General features: G+C 45.0%; 20 protein-coding genes. 9 read left to right on the forward strand and 11 right to left on the reverse strand.

The window, feature by feature from the left end:
* Genes hisD through hisIE form a run of 7 tightly spaced genes read left to right on the forward strand, consistent with a single transcriptional unit; the run spans position 1 to position 6117 of the window.
* Positions 1 to 1305 (forward strand): histidinol dehydrogenase, encoded by a 1305-nt coding sequence (gene hisD / locus GVO84_RS14630; RefSeq protein ID WP_159514513.1) that lies wholly within the window; start codon positions 1 to 3, stop codon positions 1303 to 1305.
* Positions 1302 to 2363 carry a histidinol-phosphate transaminase gene (gene hisC, locus GVO84_RS14635; protein WP_032658765.1) on the forward strand — a complete coding sequence of 354 codons (1062 nt, stop codon included), beginning with the start codon at positions 1302 to 1304 and terminating at the stop codon, positions 2361 to 2363. The genes hisD and hisC overlap by 4 nt, the downstream gene beginning before the upstream one ends.
* Entirely contained in the window at positions 2360 to 3427 is a 1068-nt protein-coding gene (gene hisB, locus GVO84_RS14640) for a bifunctional histidinol-phosphatase/imidazoleglycerol-phosphate dehydratase HisB (protein ID WP_032642809.1), read from the forward strand. Before hisC ends, hisB begins: the two co-directional genes overlap by 4 nt.
* Positions 3427 to 4017, forward strand: coding sequence for an imidazole glycerol phosphate synthase subunit HisH (gene hisH, locus GVO84_RS14645; protein WP_032646447.1), 591 nt, complete (start codon positions 3427 to 3429; stop codon positions 4015 to 4017). The genes hisB and hisH overlap by 1 nt, the downstream gene beginning before the upstream one ends.
* A complete protein-coding gene (hisA, locus tag GVO84_RS14650) occupies positions 4017 to 4754 on the forward strand; it encodes a 1-(5-phosphoribosyl)-5-[(5-phosphoribosylamino)methylideneamino]imidazole-4-carboxamide isomerase (RefSeq protein WP_159514514.1) in 738 nt (245 codons plus the stop codon). The genes hisH and hisA overlap by 1 nt, the downstream gene beginning before the upstream one ends.
* On the forward strand, positions 4736 to 5512 hold the full coding sequence (gene hisF / locus GVO84_RS14655) for an imidazole glycerol phosphate synthase subunit HisF (RefSeq protein ID WP_023330862.1): 777 nt from the start codon (positions 4736 to 4738) through the stop codon (positions 5510 to 5512). The genes hisA and hisF overlap by 19 nt, the downstream gene beginning before the upstream one ends.
* Positions 5506 to 6117 carry a bifunctional phosphoribosyl-AMP cyclohydrolase/phosphoribosyl-ATP diphosphatase HisIE gene (gene hisIE / locus GVO84_RS14660; RefSeq protein ID WP_047173629.1) on the forward strand — a complete coding sequence of 204 codons (612 nt, stop codon included), beginning with the start codon at positions 5506 to 5508 and terminating at the stop codon, positions 6115 to 6117. The genes hisF and hisIE overlap by 7 nt, the downstream gene beginning before the upstream one ends.
* A gap of 41 nt (positions 6118 to 6158) precedes the next feature.
* On the opposite strand, the gene wzzB is transcribed toward hisIE, so the two are convergent.
* Positions 6159 to 7139, reverse strand: coding sequence for an LPS O-antigen chain length determinant protein WzzB (wzzB, locus tag GVO84_RS14665; protein WP_159514515.1), 981 nt, complete (start codon positions 7137 to 7139; stop codon positions 6159 to 6161).
* A gap of 192 nt (positions 7140 to 7331) precedes the next feature.
* On the opposite strand from wzzB, the gene GVO84_RS14670 reads away from it, so the two are divergent.
* Together GVO84_RS14670 and GVO84_RS14675 are read left to right on the forward strand one after the other, a co-directional pair.
* Complete coding sequence (locus tag GVO84_RS14670) at positions 7332 to 8336, forward strand: NAD-dependent epimerase (protein WP_159514516.1); 1005 nt, start codon at positions 7332 to 7334, stop codon at positions 8334 to 8336.
* A 35-nt stretch (positions 8337 to 8371) separates the two neighbouring features.
* The gene (locus GVO84_RS14675; protein WP_159514517.1) at positions 8372 to 8926 is read left to right on the forward strand and encodes a GNAT family N-acetyltransferase; all 555 of its coding nucleotides are present in this window, start codon (positions 8372 to 8374) and stop codon (positions 8924 to 8926) included.
* A gap of 78 nt (positions 8927 to 9004) precedes the next feature.
* Here the strand turns inward: GVO84_RS14675 and ugd are convergent, their stop codons facing one another.
* The 10 genes from ugd to GVO84_RS14725 all read right to left on the reverse strand — a co-directional run bounded on the left by ugd (position 9005) and on the right by GVO84_RS14725 (position 20312).
* The gene (gene ugd, locus GVO84_RS14680) at positions 9005 to 10171 is read right to left on the reverse strand and encodes a UDP-glucose 6-dehydrogenase (protein WP_159514518.1); all 1167 of its coding nucleotides are present in this window, start codon (positions 10169 to 10171) and stop codon (positions 9005 to 9007) included.
* A 226-nt stretch (positions 10172 to 10397) separates the two neighbouring features.
* Positions 10398 to 11804 (reverse strand): NADP-dependent phosphogluconate dehydrogenase, encoded by a 1407-nt coding sequence (gndA, locus tag GVO84_RS14685; protein WP_159514519.1) that lies wholly within the window; start codon positions 11802 to 11804, stop codon positions 10398 to 10400.
* A gap of 109 nt (positions 11805 to 11913) precedes the next feature.
* Positions 11914 to 13002 carry an acyltransferase family protein gene (locus tag GVO84_RS14690; protein ID WP_159514520.1) on the reverse strand — a complete coding sequence of 363 codons (1089 nt, stop codon included), beginning with the start codon at positions 13000 to 13002 and terminating at the stop codon, positions 11914 to 11916.
* A 21-nt stretch (positions 13003 to 13023) separates the two neighbouring features.
* On the reverse strand, positions 13024 to 13836 hold the full coding sequence (locus GVO84_RS14695; protein WP_100121837.1) for a glycosyltransferase: 813 nt from the start codon (positions 13834 to 13836) through the stop codon (positions 13024 to 13026).
* Positions 13833 to 14912 carry a glycosyltransferase family 4 protein gene (locus GVO84_RS14700; protein WP_159514521.1) on the reverse strand — a complete coding sequence of 360 codons (1080 nt, stop codon included), beginning with the start codon at positions 14910 to 14912 and terminating at the stop codon, positions 13833 to 13835. The genes GVO84_RS14695 and GVO84_RS14700 overlap by 4 nt, the downstream gene beginning before the upstream one ends.
* A gap of 8 nt (positions 14913 to 14920) precedes the next feature.
* Positions 14921 to 16078 (reverse strand): EpsG family protein, encoded by a 1158-nt coding sequence (locus tag GVO84_RS14705; RefSeq protein ID WP_073961499.1) that lies wholly within the window; start codon positions 16076 to 16078, stop codon positions 14921 to 14923.
* Complete coding sequence (locus GVO84_RS14710; RefSeq protein ID WP_159514522.1) at positions 16078 to 16947, reverse strand: glycosyltransferase; 870 nt, start codon at positions 16945 to 16947, stop codon at positions 16078 to 16080. Before GVO84_RS14710 ends, GVO84_RS14705 begins: the two co-directional genes overlap by 1 nt.
* The gene (locus tag GVO84_RS14715; protein ID WP_159514523.1) at positions 16934 to 17941 is read right to left on the reverse strand and encodes a glycosyltransferase family A protein; all 1008 of its coding nucleotides are present in this window, start codon (positions 17939 to 17941) and stop codon (positions 16934 to 16936) included. The genes GVO84_RS14710 and GVO84_RS14715 overlap by 14 nt, the downstream gene beginning before the upstream one ends.
* Complete coding sequence (locus GVO84_RS14720; RefSeq protein ID WP_159514524.1) at positions 17938 to 19218, reverse strand: O-antigen translocase; 1281 nt, start codon at positions 19216 to 19218, stop codon at positions 17938 to 17940. The genes GVO84_RS14715 and GVO84_RS14720 overlap by 4 nt, the downstream gene beginning before the upstream one ends.
* A complete protein-coding gene (locus GVO84_RS14725; RefSeq protein WP_159514525.1) occupies positions 19206 to 20312 on the reverse strand; it encodes a DegT/DnrJ/EryC1/StrS family aminotransferase in 1107 nt (368 codons plus the stop codon). The genes GVO84_RS14720 and GVO84_RS14725 overlap by 13 nt, the downstream gene beginning before the upstream one ends.
* Between the last annotated feature and the right edge of the window lie 21 nt (positions 20313 to 20333).

The raw sequence follows: 20333 nt of genomic DNA on the forward strand, positions 1-20333 counted from the left end.
ATGAGCTTTAACACAATCATCGACTGGAATACCTGTAGCGACGCACAGCAGCGCGAGCTGCTGATGCGCCCGGCGATTTCCGCCTCAGAAAGCATCTCACGCACCGTGGCGGAGATCCTGGACAACGTCAAAGCCCGTGGCGATGACGCACTGCGTGAATACAGTGCAAAATTTGATAAGACGGAAGTCGGCGCATTACGGGTAACCGAGCAGGAAATCATTGACGCCAGCAACCGTCTGGGTGACGACATCAAACAGGCGATGGCCGTCGCGGTGAAAAACATTGATACCTTCCACACCGCGCAAAAGCTGCAGAGCGTCGATGTCGAAACCCTGCCCGGCGTGCGTTGCCAGCAGGTCACGCGCCCGGTTGCCTCCGTCGGCCTCTATATTCCTGGCGGCTCTGCCCCGCTTTTCTCCACCGTGCTGATGCTGGCGACTCCCGCACGCATTGCCGGGTGTCAGAAAGTGGTGCTTTGCTCACCGCCACCGATTGCCGACGAGATCCTTTATGCGGCGAAGCTGTGCGGCGTGCAGGCGGTATATAAAGTGGGCGGTGCGCAGGCGATTTCAGCCCTGGCGTTCGGCACGGAATCCATTCCGAAGGTCGACAAAATCTTTGGCCCGGGCAATGCGTACGTGACCGAAGCCAAGCGTCAGGTCAGCCAGCGCCTGGACGGCGCGGCCATCGATATGCCTGCCGGCCCGTCTGAAGTACTGGTGATTGCCGACAGCGGCGCAACGCCAGACTTCGTTGCCTCCGACCTGCTTTCTCAGGCGGAACACGGCCCGGACTCGCAGGTCATCCTGCTGACGCCGGATGCCGATATGGCGAAACGCGTAGGCGAAGCCGTTGAGCGTCAGCTTGCCGACCTGCCCCGCGCCGACACGGCGCGCCAGGCGCTCGCGGCCAGCCGCCTGATTGTGGCGCGCGATCTGGACCAGTGCATTGCCATCTCCAACCAGTACGGTCCGGAGCACCTGATTATTCAGACCCGCAGCGCGCGCGATCTGGTCGATAGCATTACCAGCGCGGGCTCGGTGTTCCTCGGCGACTGGTCCCCAGAGTCCGCGGGGGATTACGCCTCCGGCACCAACCACGTGCTGCCCACGTATGGCTACACCTCTACCTGCTCCAGTCTGGGCCTGGCGGATTTCCAGAAACGCATGACCGTGCAGGAACTCTCCCGCGAAGGGTTTGCGTCACTGGCTTCGACTATTGAAACCCTCGCTGCCGCCGAGCGGCTGACCGCCCACAAAAATGCCGTTACGCTGCGCGTTGCAGCCCTGAAGGAGCAAGCATGAACATTGAAGAGTTAGCCCGCGAAAATGTCCGTCGCCTGACGCCTTACCAGTCCGCGCGTCGTCTCGGCGGCAAAGGGGATGTCTGGCTGAACGCCAACGAATTTCCAACGGCGGTGCAGTTTGAGCTGTCCCAGCAAACGCTGAACCGCTATCCGGAGTGTCAGCCAAAGGCCGTTATTGAAAACTACGCGCAGTACGCGGGCGTGAAGCCGGAGCAGGTACTGGTCAGCCGCGGTGCGGATGAGGGTATTGAACTGCTGATCCGCGCCTTCTGCGAGCCGGGCAAAGACGCGGTGATGTACTGCCAGCCTACCTACGGCATGTACAGCGTCAGCGCGGAAACCTTCGGCGTGGCGTGCCGCAACGTGCAGGCGCTGGAGAACTGGCAGTTGGATCTGCAGGGCATTGCAGACAATCTTGATGGCGTAAAAGTCGTCTTTGTCTGTAGCCCGAACAACCCGACCGGACAGATTATCAACCCGCAGGATATCCGCACCCTGCTGGAGATGACGCGCGGTAAAGCCCTGGTGGTGGCCGACGAAGCCTACATCGAGTTCTGCCCGCAGGCAACGCTTGCAGGCTGGCTGGAGGAGTACCCGCACCTGGTGGTACTGCGTACGCTGTCGAAAGCCTTTGCCCTTGCGGGTTTGCGCTGCGGATTCACCCTGGCGAATAAAGAAGTCATAGACCTGCTGCTGAAAGTGATCGCCCCGTACCCGCTCTCGACGCCGGTTGCCGATATTGCAGCACAGGCGTTGACGCCTCAGGGAATCAACGCGATGCGCGAGCGCGTGGCGCAAATCCTGGAGGAACGTCAGTATCTGGTGACCGCTCTGAAGGATATTCCCTGCGTGGAGCAGGTGTTCGACTCGGAAACCAACTACATCCTGGTACGCTTCACCGCCTCCAGCGCCGTATTTAAATCTTTGTGGGATCAGGGCATTATCTTACGAGACCAGAATAAACAACCTTCTCTGAGCGGATGCCTGCGCATTACCGTAGGCACCCGTGCAGAGAGCCAGCGCGTGATTGACGCCCTGAAAGCGGAGAAAGTATGACCCAGAAGATCCTTTTCATCGATCGTGACGGCACCCTTATTTCGGAGCCACCAGCCGATTTTCAGGTCGATCGATTCGACAAGCTGGCTTTTGAACCGGACGTGATCCCGGTGCTGCTTAATCTGCAAAAAGCAGGCTTTAAGCTGGTGATGATCACCAACCAGGACGGTCTGGGTACCGACAGCTTCCCGCAGGCGGATTTTGACGGCCCGCACAACCTGATGATGCAGGTGCTGACCTCTCAGGGCGTGGTATTTGATGACGTGCTAATTTGCCCGCACATGCCAGCCGACGAGTGTGACTGCCGTAAGCCAAAGGTGAAGCTGGTAGAGCGCTACCTGGCTGAAGATGCGCTGGATAAAACCAACAGCTATGTCATCGGCGATCGTATCACCGATATCACGCTGGCGGAAAACATGGGCATCGCGGGGCTGCGCTACGACCGCAACAACCTTAACTGGGCGAAGATTGGCGAGCAGCTGACAAAGCGCGACCGCTATTCCCACGTTGAGCGCAACACCAAAGAGACGCAGATTGATGTGAAGGTCTGGCTGGACCGTGAAGGCGGCAGCAAGATCCACACCGGCGTCGGTTTCTTCGACCATATGCTGGACCAGATTGCCACCCACGGTGGCTTCCGCATGGAGATCGCGGTAAAAGGCGACCTTTATATCGACGATCACCACACCGTGGAAGATACCGGCCTGGCGCTGGGCGAAGCCCTGAAGCTGGCGCTTGGCGATAAGCGCGGTATTAACCGTTTTGGCTTTGTCCTGCCGATGGACGAGTGTCTGGCGCGCTGCGCGATGGACATCTCCGGTCGTCCGCACCTGGAATATAAAGCCGATTTCACCTATCAGCGCGTGGGCGATCTGAGCACAGAAATGGTGGAGCACTTCTTCCGCTCACTGTCCTACACCATGGGCCTGACGCTGCACCTGAAGACCAAAGGTAAGAACGATCACCACCGCGTGGAGAGTCTCTTCAAAGCCTTTGGCCGTACCCTTCGCCAGGCGATTCGCGTGGAAGGCGACGCACTGCCCTCGTCGAAAGGAGTGCTGTAATGAACGTGGTGATTCTGGATACCGGATGCGCCAACCTGAACTCCGTGAAATCGGCGATTGCGCGCCACGGCTATGAGCCGGTGGTGAGCCGTGACCCGGACGTGGTGCTGCGCGCCGACAAACTCTTTTTACCGGGCGTGGGAACCGCGCAGGCCGCGATGGATCAGATTCGCGAACGCGAGCTGGTCGATCTGATCAAAGCCTGTACCCAGCCGGTGCTGGGCATTTGTCTTGGCATGCAGATCCTGGGCCGCCGCAGCGAAGAGAGTAACGGCGTTGACCTGCTGGGCATTATTGACGAAGACGTGCCGAAAATGACCGACCACGGCCTGCCTCTGCCGCATATGGGCTGGAACCGCGTTTACGCCAAAGCGGGCGACAGGCTGTTTCGCGGCATCGAAGACGGCGCGTATTTTTACTTCGTGCACAGCTACGCCATGCCGGTGAACGTGAATACGATCGCCCAGTGCACCTACGGCGAGGCGTTTACGGCAGCCGTACAAAAAGACAATTTCTTCGGCGTGCAGTTTCACCCGGAGCGCTCTGGTGCTGCGGGCGCGCAGCTGCTGAAAAACTTCCTGGAGATGTGATGATAATTCCCGCTTTAGATTTAATTGACGGCACGGTTGTCCGTCTCCACCAGGGCGATTACGGCCAGCAGCGAGACTACGGAAACGACCCGCTGCCGCGTCTGCAGGATTATGCCGCCCAGGGGGCTCAGGTGCTGCATCTGGTGGATTTGACGGGCGCGAAAGACCCGGCGAAACGCCAAATCCCGCTGCTGAAAAATCTGGTCGCCGGTGTTGATGTGCCCGTGCAGGTCGGCGGCGGCGTGCGCACGGAAGATGACGTTGCGGCGCTGCTGGACGCTGGCGTGGCCCGCGTGGTGGTGGGTTCAACCGCGGTGAAAGAACCTGAAACGGTGAAAGGCTGGTTCCGCCGCTTTGGCGCCGACGCCCTTGTACTGGCGCTGGACGTGCGTATTGACGAACAGGGTAACAAACAGGTGGCCGTTAGCGGCTGGCAGGAAAACTCCGGCGTAACGCTGGAAGAGCTGGTCGATATCTATCTGCCCGTCGGCCTGAAGCACGTGCTATGCACGGATATCTCCCGGGACGGAACGCTGGCGGGTTCTAACGTCTCGCTGTATGAAGAGGTCTGTGCGCGTTATCCGCAGGTAGCGTTCCAGTCTTCTGGCGGTATCGGTGATATTGCCGACGTGGCCGCACTCCGCGGTACCGGTGTACAGGGTGTGATTGTGGGCCGGGCTCTGCTGGAAGGTAAATTTACTGTGACGGAGGCGATTCAATGCTGGCAAAACGGATAATTCCTTGTCTTGACGTACGCGATGGTCAGGTCGTGAAAGGCGTGCAGTTCCGCAACCACGAGATCATTGGCGACATCGTCCCGCTGGCAAAACGCTATGCCGATGAAGGTGCAGACGAGCTGGTCTTTTATGATATCACCGCGTCCAGCGATGGCCGCGTGGTCGACAAAAGCTGGGTGGCACGCGTGGCAGAGGTGATCGACATTCCGTTCTGCGTGGCGGGCGGGATTAAGTCCGCAGACGACGCCGCCAAAATTCTCTCGTTTGGCGCCGACAAGATTTCTATCAACTCTCCCGCCCTGGCCGACCCGGAGCTGATCACCCGCCTTGCCGATCGTTTTGGCGTACAGTGTATTGTGGTTGGGATCGACACCTGGTATGACGCCGCAACGGGCAAGTACCACGTCAACCAGTACACTGGAGATGAAAGCCGCACGCGCGTGACGCAGTGGGAAACGCTCGACTGGGTGCAGGAGGTGCAGAAGCGTGGCGCGGGCGAGATTGTCCTCAACATGATGAACCAGGACGGCGTGCGTAACGGGTATGACCTCGAGCAGCTGAAAAAAGTCCGTGCGGTCTGCCACGTTCCGCTGATTGCCTCCGGCGGCGCGGGCACTATGGAACACTTCCTCGAAGCCTTCCGCGATGCCAACGTGGACGGTGCGCTGGCCGCTTCCGTGTTCCACAAACAGATTATTAATATTGGTGAGTTAAAAACGTACCTGGCCGACCAGGGCGTGGAGATCAGGGTATGTTAACAGAGCAACAACAGGCGCAGCTGGACTGGGAAAAAACGGACGGATTACTGCCGGTGGTGGTCCAGCACGCCGTCTCAGGTGAAGTGCTGATGCTAGGGTATATGAACCAGGACGCGCTGGCGAAAACGATCGACAGCGGCAAAGTGACCTTCTACTCCCGCACGAAACAGCGCCTGTGGACCAAAGGGGAAACCTCGGGCCATTTCCTCAATGTGGTCAGCATGGCGCCCGACTGCGATAACGACACCCTGCTGGTGCTGGCAAACCCGATTGGGCCAACGTGCCACAAAGGGACCAGCAGCTGCTTCGGCGAGACGAGCCACCAGTGGTTGTTCCTGTATCAACTGGAACAGCTGCTGGCAGAGCGTAAAACGGCGGATCCGGAGAGTTCTTATACCGCGAAGCTGTACGCCAGCGGAACCAAGCGTATCGCACAGAAGGTAGGAGAAGAAGGCGTTGAGACCGCGCTGGCCGCGACGGTGCATGACCGCGAGGAACTGACGAATGAAGCGTCTGATTTGATGTATCACCTGCTGGTGCTGCTGCAGGATCAGGAGCTGGATTTGACGGCGGTGATAGAGAATCTTCGTAAGCGTCACAAATAAAAAAAACCGGGGTATATCCCCGGTTTTTTTTAATCTGCAAATCAGGCTTTTGGTTTGTAGTTGCGTAAGGCGTTACGGCCAAGCACGAAACCTGAACCGATAATACCACCCAGCAGCACGGCAAGAATCAGAACAACCGCTTTTTTCGGACTGTCACGATGTACTGGGAGTTCCGGCTTCATGACATACCGGTAAACGTGGATCGTGTCAGGGTTTACATTCAGATTCTGGATGTCCAACAGATTTCGCCTGGTCTGGTAATAGGCCGTTGGGAAGACCAGCGGACGAGAAGCCTCATTGTCAATCATCGATTTCAGCCCCTCGCTACCCAGCAGGAACAATGTTTCCTGAGTCACCTCCTGGGTTTGCTGGACCTGCGGCGAGGTTATTTTCGCTGCTTCAGCGTTCTTGAGTGCCTCAGCAATCTGTTTGATACGCAGATCTTTTTGCTCCTGAGCAACCTTCTCCTGGTTTTGCAGGGAGTCATTCAGGGTTTTTATCTGTTCCTTGATGTTGTCCTTAAGGTCAACGGCAAGTTCTTTCGCCGTTTGCTCATCGACCTGCTGGATATACTGCGCCAATTGCTTTTGTGCGGCTTCTGCGGATGTACTGGTATAGGAGACGCTTAATGGTAACGGCTGTCCTTTAACCGTGGGCTCAATGGTAAGTTTTTCAGGCACTGACTGATTTTCCAGCGCCTGCGACAACGCGGAGAATGAGGAGTTAAAACGACCAATAGCACGTGTTTGATTATCAAGCATTGAAGGTGCTGCGGTACCGTAGAGGATATTCAATGCATTAGAATAGCTGGCTATCTGAGCAGCATCAGGTTGTGCAATAATTGCACTTGACGTCCATTTTTCCTTTACAATAGATAAAAAACCAATAGCAAGGGCAATAAAAACAACAACAAAGACTGCTATCGTCCACTTTCCACGCCACAGTTGCAGCACTAAATCAAGTAAATCAATTTGCTCAGGGTCATTGCTTCGGCTGACCTGGCTATTGTTGTTTTGCGTCATACAATCCCTAACAGATGAAAAAGGGCAAACATAATTTTGTTTGTATAGTTTATCTATTACTGGCGATTTTTCTATAAGAATCCGATGAGTAATATCGGAAAGATGGGTTATGTAACTTACATCCTTCGCGCTATCATAAACGCTATGTGATGCGCTATGGCATCTGTAAGAACAGGTTTTATGAGGGAAGCTATGAAATTTTTAGTCACGGGTGCCGCAGGTTTTATCGGTGCGAATGTCAGTAAACGCCTCCTTGAGGCTGGTCATCAGGTTATTGGTATCGATAACCTCAATGAATACTACGATGTCAACCTGAAGCTGGCACGCCTGGAACTGTTAAAATCTGAGCGTTTCACCTTCCACAAGCTGGAATTAGCCGACCGCGAAGGTATGGCCGCACTTTTCGCTGGTGAGAAGTTTGATCGTGTGATTCATCTGGCCGCGCAGGCGGGCGTACGCTACTCCCTGGAAAACCCTCACGCGTATGCGGATGCCAACCTTATCGGCCATCTCAACGTGCTGGAAGGCTGCCGCCATAATAACGTTCAGCACCTGCTGTATGCCTCATCCAGCTCTGTATATGGCCTTAACCGCAAGATGCCCTTCTCCACAGACGATTCCGTGGATCACCCGGTCTCACTCTATGCTGCGACCAAAAAAGCCAATGAGCTGATGTCGCACACCTATTCGCATCTGTACAACTTGCCAACCACCGGCCTGCGCTTCTTTACCGTATACGGTCCGTGGGGACGCCCGGACATGGCCCTGTTTAAGTTTACTAAGGCGATGATTGAGGGCAAAAGCATTGATGTCTATAACTACGGTAAGATGAAGCGCGACTTCACGTACATTGATGATATCGCTGAAGCCATTGTTCGTCTGCAGGATGTTATTCCTCAGTCTGACACAAACTGGACCGTTGAGACCGGCTCCCCGGCGACCAGCTCAGCGCCTTACCGGGTTTACAACATCGGTAACAGTTCGCCAGTAGAACTGATGGATTACATCACCGCGCTGGAAGACGCGCTGGGTAAAAAGGCAGAGAAAAATATGCTGCCTCTCCAGCCAGGCGATGTCCTGGAGACCAGTGCCGATACACAGGCGCTTTATGAGGTAATCGGATTTAAACCACAAACCTCGGTTAAAGATGGGGTGAAGAACTTTGTAGACTGGTACAAACGTTTCTATAAAATTTGAATACATTCAATATGTCTACGCAAAAAGGAACTGCTATGTCTATTCCAGTAATTCACCAGACAGATCTTATCGTAGGTCGCTCTGTTAAACTTCGAAATGTAAAAATCGATGACGCAGCTTTCATTGTTGCGCTGAGAACGAATGAGAAAAAGGGTCGATTTATAAGCACGACCTCTGATGATACTAAGGCACAAGAAAAATGGATCGAAGGTTATCTGAAAAGTGAGGGTCAAGCCTACTTTATCATTACCGATCTCGAAGATATACCTTTTGGTACGGTAAGAATTTATGATCAGCAACAAGATTCTTTCTGCTGGGGATCATGGGTCATTCATGAGGATGCACCTTCACATTTCGCAATTGAGTCGGCGCTTTTAGTCTACTACTACGCGTTGAGATTAGGTTTTACCCGCGCCCACTTCGATGTCCGTAAAGGTAATCTTTCTGTCATTAGGTTCCACGAGCGTTTCGGTGCTGTTCGTCAAAAAGAAACAGAAGATGATATTCTTTTCACTATTTCGAAAGACAGTATTCAGGACTCAATGAATAAATTTAAGAAATACCTTCCTCAGCATATTTTAATTAAATAAAAGACATTTTCCTCAATTAACATCAAATATAAAAAAGGACAGACCATTACGGTCTGTCCTTTTAAAGAACATTTTTTATTAATCACTACCAAACAGATCGCGGGTATACACTTTATCCGCCACGTCAGCCAACTCTTCCGCCATGCGGTTTGAAATGATGACATCGGCTTCTTTCTTAAATGCGTCCAGATCGCGGATCACCCGTGAATTGAAGAACTGATCCTCCGGCATGGCTGGCTCATAGATAACAACCTCAACCCCTTTCGCCTTAATGCGCTTCATGATCCCCTGAATAGAAGAAGCGCGGAAGTTATCGGAGCCACTCTTCATGATCAGACGGTATACACCGACGACTTTCGGTTGACGCGCAAGGATGGAATCGGAGATAAAATCTTTACGTGTACGGTTAGCATCAACAATCGCCGATATCAGGTTGTTTGGCACAGCCTGGTAGTTTGCCAGCAGTTGCTTGGTGTCTTTTGGCAGACAGTAGCCACCGTAGCCAAATGAAGGGTTGTTGTAGTGATTACCAATGCGCGGATCGAGACACACCCCTTCAATAATCTGACGGGTGTTCAGTCCAAGACTCTCTGCGTAACTGTCGAGCTCATTGAAATAAGCCACTCGCATTGCCAGATAGGTATTCGCGAAGAGCTTAATCGCCTCAGCTTCAGTGGAGTCGGTAAACAACACCTGAATATCTTTCTTAAGCGCCCCTTCCTGAAGCAGCGCGGCAAAGCGCTCAGCACGCTCAGAGCGTTCGCCAATAACAATACGCGAAGGATGCAGGTTATCGTAAAGTGCTCTCCCCTCGCGCAGGAACTCCGGCGAGAAGAAGATGTTATCAATCCCAAACTTCTCTTTGATGGATTTAGTGAAACCAACAGGAATCGTTGACTTAATGACCATCACCGCATCAGGGTTGATCGCGATAACGTCTTTGATCACCGCTTCTACAGTTGAGGTGTTGAAGTAGTTGGTTTTAGGATCGTAGTCAGTAGGCGTCGCAATGATGACGTAATCCGCATTGCGGTATGCATCTTCTTTATCTGTCGTGGCGCGGAAATTCAGCGGTTTATTGCTGAGATAGTCCTGAATTTCTTTATCCACAATCGGCGATTGTTTCTGATTGAGCATATCCACTTTGGCCTGCACGATATCCAGCGCAACCACTTCATGATTCTGAGCAATCAAAATGCCGTTAGAAAGACCGACATACCCTGTTCCGGAGATTGTTATTTTCATTCGCTAATGACTTCTGTGAGTTAACTGTACTGATGGCCGCCAGACCATCGCGATAAACATAACTGTTGGGCTTTGTACCTCCTGGCAAACTGAACTGTCAAGGCAAACCAGGAGTAATCACTACGAGCGGGCCGAGATTCAGACTACTTCGAATAACAGGCGACATTTTTTGCATAAAAAAACCCGGAGACAGGCTCCGGGTTTTGATTAAAGCGAGTAAGCTAACTTATTCCATCCATTCGGTATGGAACACGCCTTCTTTATCGGTACGTTTGTAAGTATGCGCACCAAAGTAGTCACGCTGTGCCTGAATCAGGTTAGCAGGCAGAACAGCCGCACGGTAGCTGTCGTAGTAGGCGACTGCTGCAGAGAAGGTCGGAGCCGGGATACCGTTCTGAACAGCGTAGGCAACCACGTCACGCAGCGCCTGCTGATATTCATCCGCAATTTTCTTGAAGTACGGTGCCAGAAGCAGGTTGGCGATACCGGCGTTTTCAGCATAGGCATCGGTGATTTTCTGCAGGAACTGCGCACGAATGATGCAACCCGCGCGGAAGATCTTCGCGATTTCACCGTAGTTCAGGTCCCAGTTGTTCTCGTCTGACGCCGCACGCAGCTGAGAGAAGCCCTGCGCGTAAGAAACGATTTTACCCAGGTACAGTGCACGACGCACTTTTTCAACGAATTCGGCTTTATCACCAGCAGGTTTGGCCTGTGGGCCAGACAGCACTTTAGATGCCGCGACGCGCTGCTCTTTCAGAGAAGAGATGTAACGCGCAAATACGGATTCGGTGATCAGAGACAGCGGTTCGCCCAGATCCAGAGAGCTCTGGCTGGTCCATTTACCGGTACCTTTGTTCGCTGCTTCATCCAGAATCACATCAACCAGGTATTTACCCTCTTCATCTTTTTTCGTGAAGATATCTTTGGTGATGTCAATCAGGTAGCTGTTAAGCTCGCCTTTGTTCCACTCGGTAAAGGTTTCAGCCAGCTCTTCGTTAGAGAGGTTCAGACCGCCTTTCAGCAGGGAATAAGCTTCAGCGATCAACTGCATGTCGCCGTATTCGATACCGTTGTGCACCATTTTCACATAGTGACCTGCACCGTCTGCACCGATATAGGTTACGCAAGGCTCACCATCTTCAGCCACGGCTGCGATTTTGGTCAGGATAGGTGCAACCAGTTCGTATGCATCTTTCTGGCCGCCAGGCATGATGGATGGGCCTTTCAGCGCGCCCTCTTCACCACCGGAAACACCGGTACCGATGAAGTTGAAGCCTTCTGCGGACAGCTCACGGTTACGACGAATGGTATCCTGGAAGAAGGTGTTACCGCCATCAATGATGATGTCACCTTTTTCGAGGTAAGGCTTCAGGGAGTCGATAGCTGCATCGGTACCTGCGCCCGCTTTCACCATTAACAGGATACGACGAGGCGTTTCCAGAGACTCAACGAACTCTTTCACCGTATAGAAAGGAACCAGTTTCTTGCCTGGATTCTCGGCAATCACTTCTTCGGTCTTATCACGGGAGCGGTTGAAAACGGAGACGGTATAACCACGGCTTTCGATGTTGAGCGCCAGGTTGCGCCCCATCACTGCCATACCGACAACGCCGATCTGTTGCTTGGACATTACATACTCCTGTCAGGTGTGAATAGTTGTAATTTCTAAATATGAGATATGGTGATTATACAGTTAAGATGTGAGTTTGGGAACAAAGTATAGCGATGACACTAAACCCTTATTTTTTGTATCTGAATTTTAACCATCGATTTCGCAGTGCTTTATTAACAGGAACCTCGAATAATTTAAATATAATAACAGATCCTAAAACAGACAAAATAAATGCAGTTAAAGCCGTCAACATTATAGCTAAGATATCATCAGTATGATTGTCATTTGTTATTTTAAAAATAACCCTTATGACAATTAAATGAATCATATAAAAAGAGAATGATGCCTCTCCTAAAAGAACAAAACAACGATGCGATAATAATTTAGAAATGACCCCGCCGTCATAAGAAAAAACAAACACCATAAATGCCATTGCGGGTATAAATAGCAAATCATAGCGTAAATTCATATCAGAAATAAAATTAGTAGAAAGATACAACGTCAACCCTAACAAAATAACTGATAATATCTCCATGAAACTAAACATACTTTCAGACAATACAGGCATTTTTGAAACATGCATGCGACATAAAAGCATACCAATAATGAATCCATTAATTCTAAAGAAAGGGTTTATGTAGAACAGCCAGTGATCAGATACTAGGTCTTGTGGGTGAATCAAGAAATAAAATTGAAGCACTAGTATCATTGCTAACAAAATTAGTAAAAAACGAGTTTTTAACACTACTAAAAATACAAAGCTACAATAAAAGAAAAGTTCGCAAGAAAGACTCCAACTCACTGGATTAAATGAAAAATAAACATCTTCCAACGGAATAAATGCATGCAGCAAAAAAAAGTTAAAAATAAGAGCAATGATGTTCAAAAAGTCAAAATTAGAGAAATGGCTAAAAACAAAAAAAGAAAACAACAATGTTAACCAATGGACAGGAAATATCCTAACGACTCTAAAGAAAATAAAATCCTTAGAATCAAAATACCCATCCGCTTTATGTTTCCTGAAGCTATACGATATTATAAAACCGGACAATATATAAAAAAAAGTAACTCCAGCATAGCCAGAAAAAAAATATCTTGCGAAAGATTTTATTATTGGATTGTCAACTGAATTAAGAACGCCTAGATGATGCAGAAATACGCCAACTGCTGCAAAAAAACGTAGTGATGTTAAACTAAAAATATGTTTATTTAACATTAAAAAATAACCTATGAATTTTCATTGCTTCCGCATGACTGAATATATTTTTCTAAATAAGGTTATTGGCAACAATCTTGGAAGAGAGCGCAACAACAAGATGCACGAAGCGGATAAAAAATTTTGAAAACCAAGTTTATGTTTAAGTCTCGCCAGTATTAACTCGCTGTGGATATAAGACAAACCACGACGACGGTTTAACATAGCATTTCCAGTTCTTGCGTAGACTAATATATCAGCTATATTACCTACAGTTTTCCCTTTTGATAAAACTCTTAGCCATAAATTATAGTCCTCCATAAAATGGTGATGCATATAACCACCAACGCTCATAATTTCATCTTTTTTGAACATAACCGTCATATGATTAAAGGGGTTTTTTAAAACTGCATATTTCAAAATATCCACATGCGTTTCAGGTACTTTTCGAACGCCGGTAGAAATATTAATGTCGTTTTCAAATTCGCTGATTGCCCCTCCTAAAATACAAAGTTCAGGGGATTCACTAAACTTTCTTATCTGAAGCTCAAAGCGATTTGGCACACAAATATCATCGGTATCCATTCTCGCAATTAGAGCATGATTACAACTCTTCATTCCAATATTAAGCGCATTGCCTAAACCAACATTATTTGGTAGTGGAACAATATGTAGTGGTAAAAACTCCGCCCACTTATTTATGACGGAGTGTAATTGTTCGTTTATCGGCCCATCCAGCACTACAATAATTTCGTTAGCTTGATAGGTTTGATTAAAAAGACTTTCAAAGCATTGCTCCAAATTACCAGGGGTCTCTTTAGTATATAAGGACATTAGAACACTAAAATCGATCATTTCTTTATTAAATCCCTATAGCAAGCACGGTATTTTGATGCAACGACTGACATGTCATAATTTTGACTAACCATATTATATAAAGACGAAATCAATTCTTCATTGCAAGTATCCATGGAGTTAACTACTTTAACGAAATCTGAAACAGTACCATCAAAGAAACAGATATTGTCATTTTCCAGGAGTTCTCTATAAACTGGCAAATCACGACATATAATTGGAAGCTTAGCAATTATGGCTTCAAATAAACTTAGCCCAAAGGATTCACTTGAACTTGGCATTGCATAAATATCAAATGTCTTAAGATAAGGGAGTGGGTTTGCTCTAAACCCAGTAAATATGCAACGATCATAAACCTTCAAACTAATGGCTAGATCTATTAACTCTTTTTCCCTGGCACCACCGCCGACAAAAATAGCGGCATGATTCGGTAAAAAAGGTAGGGCATGGACGATGGTATCCAGATGCTTCCCTGATGTAATAATAGAAGTTGAACCAATAATTTTCAGATTTCGTTTTACTAAAGAGGCGGCGGCTTCAATATATTCATCTTCAAGAACTGAGCTTTCCTCAATTTTACTTTCAACTGCTAACACATCGATTCCACTGCTAACAATATAAACATCTCCATTTGAAAAAGAACTGTAATAATTTTTCGCTATCGATGTGAATACAAATTTATTAGGGATAAATGAGAGAACAAGCTTCCATAAAAAGACAGATATTCTTGCTTTCATTGGTTTATATCTTGAAAATATATCCTCTTTAAGAAAGTTATGCATTGTTGTTACAAATGCTGCTCTAACTCCAGAGCAGCGCAGCAATACAAGTAATAAATCAGGGAAAAAACCATGGCTGTGAACAATATCGAACCCACGAAATTTATTAATGGTACCTAAAGAAAAATCCACCCTATTTTTCTTTATCCCAACAAAACTGAGTTTGTTCTTTGTGTTTTCACGCAAATAAAATATTTCTACATAACAACCCTGTGCTGTAAGCAGCTTGCACAAAGCTTCCACTTGAATCCCAGGACCACTTTTTGCAAGGCTAGGTAATATCATTGCTATTTTCATAGGTATCATTACTTATCCGATATGAGCTCGCTTGTCACCAGAGCATTTTTGAAATAGGTTTCATATACTAATGAATCATAGTTGACATCATTTAATACAAACGGGATGAAATTAAATGTTAAGTTATCAAAGGAAATAGGAGCTATATCGTTTTTAAAATATGAAGCCATACTAAATAAGCTATAAAACAAAACCAACACAAACTTCAACACAACTTTTCTACCTATCTGAAAATATTTAAAGTAGTTATTAATCGCGACATCATAAAATAAAAATATAATAAAAAAAGTCGACATTCGTGACATGAAAGGTATAAAAATACCGACCAAGAAGACCAAGCCTCCAAAGAAAAGCTGTCTTTTTAAGAATACAACTGAATAATCTCCAGTATATTTTAGCTCTCCAATGTTTTTAAATTGATATAATAAGTAAATAATTGAGAAAATAAGAGAAGGTCCAACATGTAATGTTAAATCTGTGATTTCACGATAAACTTTAATCTTGAGAAAAATAACAGGCAGTAACTGCACACCTATATTCACCAGAGAGTCACTGGTCAGCAACAGCAAAAGAAAGGAGGCTATAGAGAGAGAAATAAATATAAAAGCTTTAGAATTCTTTATGCTCGCCAAAAGAAATGCACATCCGACAATAACTGCTGATGCATGAAATGCTATTGCAAGCAAAAGATAGAAATTAGACTTTTTTTTGTTTAAATTTAATCTAGTAGTTAATGCACATAGTGCTAATATTGCGGAAACAAACTGTCTTAACTGCTCTAAAATTAATGTATTACCAAAACAAATAATAAGCAATAGTAAAAAAAATGGTAAATTACAGTCTTTATTATCAAGGACAAACTTAGTAAGTATAGCAAATGACAACAGGAAAAACAGGAGCGTTGTGATGCCAAAGTTATAATGAGACAAGAATGACAAGCATGAATACAATAAATAAAATCCAGGCTCAAACCATGCAGTTCCTTCACGAGTGAAAAAGTTTACATAATAATTTACCCAATCTTCTCCATTAAGGTAAAAAGCGGTGTAAGCCACGCCCAATAAAAAAACCAAAGAATAAGCGACTATTCTTTTTAAAGAAGCCTTAAAGTTTGGCCAAAGTAATGACAAAAACAGAAGCGGCATACATTGCGATAAAATAAACATTATTTACATAACCTATTATATAAAGATATATACCATTGAAAAAGATCAATATATTTCAAGAACCTCAATCTTTTATTTGAATTAGCTATGATCTGAATTAAGTTATGAACATAAGGAGCTTTGTATCTTTTTCTTACTGAAACATTAAACTTTAATAAATCTTTTTTTAATAACTCGCTGATGCCCGAAGACGTTACCTGGTTTTGATGAATACGATACTTTACAGTTATTACTGAACAATATGAAATACATTCATTATTCGAAAATAATTTATACCAAAGAGGTAAATCTTCTAGCAAGTAATAACTTTCATCATACCCATGATACTTGTCAAATGTTTCTCTGGATATCATTACCCCTGGAGCAACATTTGAAAAACCAAGTAAGAAGAGCCAGTCTGAGTATTTAGAATTTTGTTCCGACTTATTCTTTATTAAATTCCATGTAAAGGAATATGGGAAAACTTCAGTTGAAACATTTTCTCCAAATGTTTCAAATCGGGAAAACACAATACCGGTATTACTTTTTCTTGAAGCCATTAGATCTTCAATTGCTGTAGCTTCTAACAGATCATCTGCACCTAAAAACTTAATCCAGCTACCAGATGAAGCCATCGCACCTCTATTACAATTAGCAGGTATCCCAGCTCGTAGTTCACTAGTGATCAGTTTAAATTTAACTTGTGAATTATTTTTTTCATTCCATTGTTTACAACAATTGACAGTATTATCTGCCGAGTTATCATCAGAAACTATAATTTCAATGTTAGAATAAGTCTGTTTTAAACAACTATCTAGCGTTTCTTCAATAAAATCAGCAGAATTATATGTCACTATTACGATAGACACCATTTCTTCATGGTTTAACATTTCGAAATCCATATATAGCCTTAAGTACCATAAACTTGAAGAGAGACCAAGTTAGTAATTTTTTATTATGCTTAGTAATTTCTATTATATTTTTAAGCTTAACTTTCTGAATTAAACTGGAAACCGCCAGATCCCATTCACTTTTATTATTTATTTTTTTTCGCCAGAGGGACCTTTTTATTGTTAAATTAGTAGCAACTCTGATCATATACAAATGAACGGCAGGAATTAACAAGCTTAATGATGGAGTATCGGTGATGATGTCTGCTAATCGTTGAGCTGTAAATGCCATTTTAAACAAATTTCTATTAACTCTTCTGGTTGTTGAAAGTGTGTTTTCTGCATAATAATACTTCCCTTCAGATAGAGTAATTTTTCGGGCATTTAACATAGCCATCCGAGCTATTAACTCATCATCATTGACATTATTAGCTAAACCTCCAGCAATATTTTTGATTGCATTATAGCCAGCCAGAATCGTCTCTTTCCGATATATACCAAACGCATGAATACCCCATAACGAAATTGTATTCTCGAATGCAGTATATCCAGAAATCGGCCAATTTTGAATTGTGTAGTTAAAACGTGTGGGCTCCTTTTGAGTAGAACACACATAATAATCAAATAAAGCCAGATCAATTTCTTTATTGTTCTCAAATTCGGCCAATGCTTTTTTTATAGAAAATTGATCAAGTTTGTCATCGCAATCACAAAAAACAATAAAATTACTTTCGGAGTTATTAATCCCTACAAGGCGCGCCTCTGCAGCACCTCCATTTTTTTTGCTAATAACCCTGATATTTTTATTATTACGTATAAAAGAGTCATTAGAGATGATCTCAAATGTTTTATCAGTAGAACCATCATCAATGAGTACGAACTGTATTTGAGGGTCATATATTTCACACAGCATGTTTAGAAAAGCATTAATATTTCGCTCTTCATTATATACTGGTGTTATGACTGAACATTTATATGGATATTCTTCACTCATGCTATATCACTAACCTTTTGTAGCCTCTTAATATGAGCAATATATATAAGTATAGAAACTATTAAATAACCTAAATAGGTTATACAGTATGCAATGCTTACCCCAGTAAATGAGAAATACTTTGTTAACCCCCACGTTAATAAGGGAAATAAGATTGAAAAGGTGATCTCCAGTATAGCATTAATCTTAAAATATCCCTTAGCTAATAACACTGTTGCAAATAACCAACTTGTTATTCTGAAAACATCACCCAAATTCTGAAATAAGAACAATTGTTTTGCTGCAATAAATTCCGAACTGAATAATATCTTCAATATATATTCTTTACCCCAAAATATACTCATAGCAAACATGCAGGCAAAGGGAATAACAATGAGACAGCCTGTTTTTAAAACAGAAATATGTTCTTTAACTGTCTTGGCGGCTGCTGTTTTGGGGAAATAATATACAGTTAGTGCGGTTGTCAGGACTGCCAGGTAAGCTTCAGATAACTTCGATACAGACTGCCAATAGCCAGCATATTCTGCTGAAAAATCTTTGGTTAAAATAGTCCTCACTAGAATGAGAGATACAGGGCCGGTCAGTGCGCCAATTATGCCCATGAAAAAATAATTTCTCATTTCAGATATATGAGACGAGGTTGTTTTACCAACCCAGAAATGATATTTGAACCAATCGCATTTCATGACTACAAATACAAGCCATAGGCCTGCAATTGCATTATTCAATGCCGCAGCAATCAATGCTCCCTTTAACCCAAAAAGATATACCAATAACATCATAGAGATGGCAGAAAAAACAACAGCACATCCATTAGCAACAAAAAACCTATAATGGTCTCCAAGACCATTGAGCACACCCAAGAATATATTATTTATAACATTTAGCGGTACAACAATCAAAGCAAGTATGACTATCCAATAATAAGCTTTCGTTGAAAATAAAAGCATTGATATATTACTTGATAGAATGCACCCCAAGCAAATGATAAACAGGCATGCTACTACAGAGAGCTTTAAGGCAGCTCTCCAGTAGTATTTTGCACTTTCATAATCATTTTTATTTTCTGCGGAATATCTGTTTATCCCCTGTGAAACCTGAGAGGATACAAAACCATTTATGAACGTCACCAGATTTTGTAATTGCCCTAATCCCGCAATCCCCACTGGACCTGTATATATTGCAACAACTTTTGATATCGCGAAACCGCATAATAGTCGCAGAAGTGTCAATATTCCGCTAAAAATAGTTACTTTTGCAAAATTCAAATTTGCCATCCATTTATTTTATGAATGACAAAGTCGACCTCATCATCGGTCATAACTGGCGAAATTGGCAAAGAGAGTACGGAATTATGCAACATTTCTGAGACAGGTAAGGATAAATGTGAAATTTCTGAGTAAGCCTTTTGATGATGAGGAGGTATCGGATAGTGTACAAGGGTTTGTATTCCCTGATCATTCAAATAGTTAACAAGACTATCCCTATTTACTGTTTTAATAACATATAAATGCCATACGTGTGAAACTTCATTGTCAGGATGAACTGGAAGAGTAATATTTTCGTTAGTAATATTCTCTTGATATTTCTTAGCTATATCTCTTCTGCGTTTATTTTCATTATCTAAATTTGGTAATTTGACGCTTAAAAGCGCTGCCTGTAATTCATCCAGTCGACTATTTACCCCTTTATAGAGATTTTGATATTTTACATGTGAGCCATAATTACGAAGAGCTTTTAGTGTATCTGCTAAGCCATCATCACTCGTTGTGATCGCACCAGCATCACCCAGAGCACCTAAATTTTTCCCCGGGTAGAAACTAAACGCACCTGCATCCCCCCAACTGCCTGCCTTGATTTTAAACTGCTCAGCTCCTTGTGATTGCGCACAATCCTCAAGAACTAATATATTGTTTGCAGCAGCATATTCCTGTATTTCTTTCATCGGTGAAATCTGACCGTAAAGATGAACAGGAAGGATCACTTTTGTTTTTGTCGTAACAGCTGCTTTTATATTTTCTAGAGATAAGTTAAAAGTATTTACATCAGGTTCTACAAGTATTGGAGTTAAATTATTTTCAGATATTGCAAGAATAGAAGCAATATATGTATTAGATGGTACGATAACCTCGTCACCTTCTTGCAATTTACCCATTACTTTCCAGGCGCGTAAAACCAACACCAGAGCTTCTAAGCCGTTCGCTACACCAATACAGTGTTTAACACCACAGTAATTAGCAAATTCAGACTCAAACTTTTGGAGATGATTTCCCATTACATACCATCCCGAATCTAACACAGATTCGAATGCACTCATTAACTCCGCATGATAAACCTGATTTATTTTTTGAAGATCAAGAAATTTAATCATCTAATAACACACCCTATAATT

The organism is Enterobacter sp. SM3 (genome assembly GCF_009811935.2).
Lineage (GTDB): Bacteria > Pseudomonadota > Gammaproteobacteria > Enterobacterales > Enterobacteriaceae > Enterobacter > Enterobacter asburiae_D.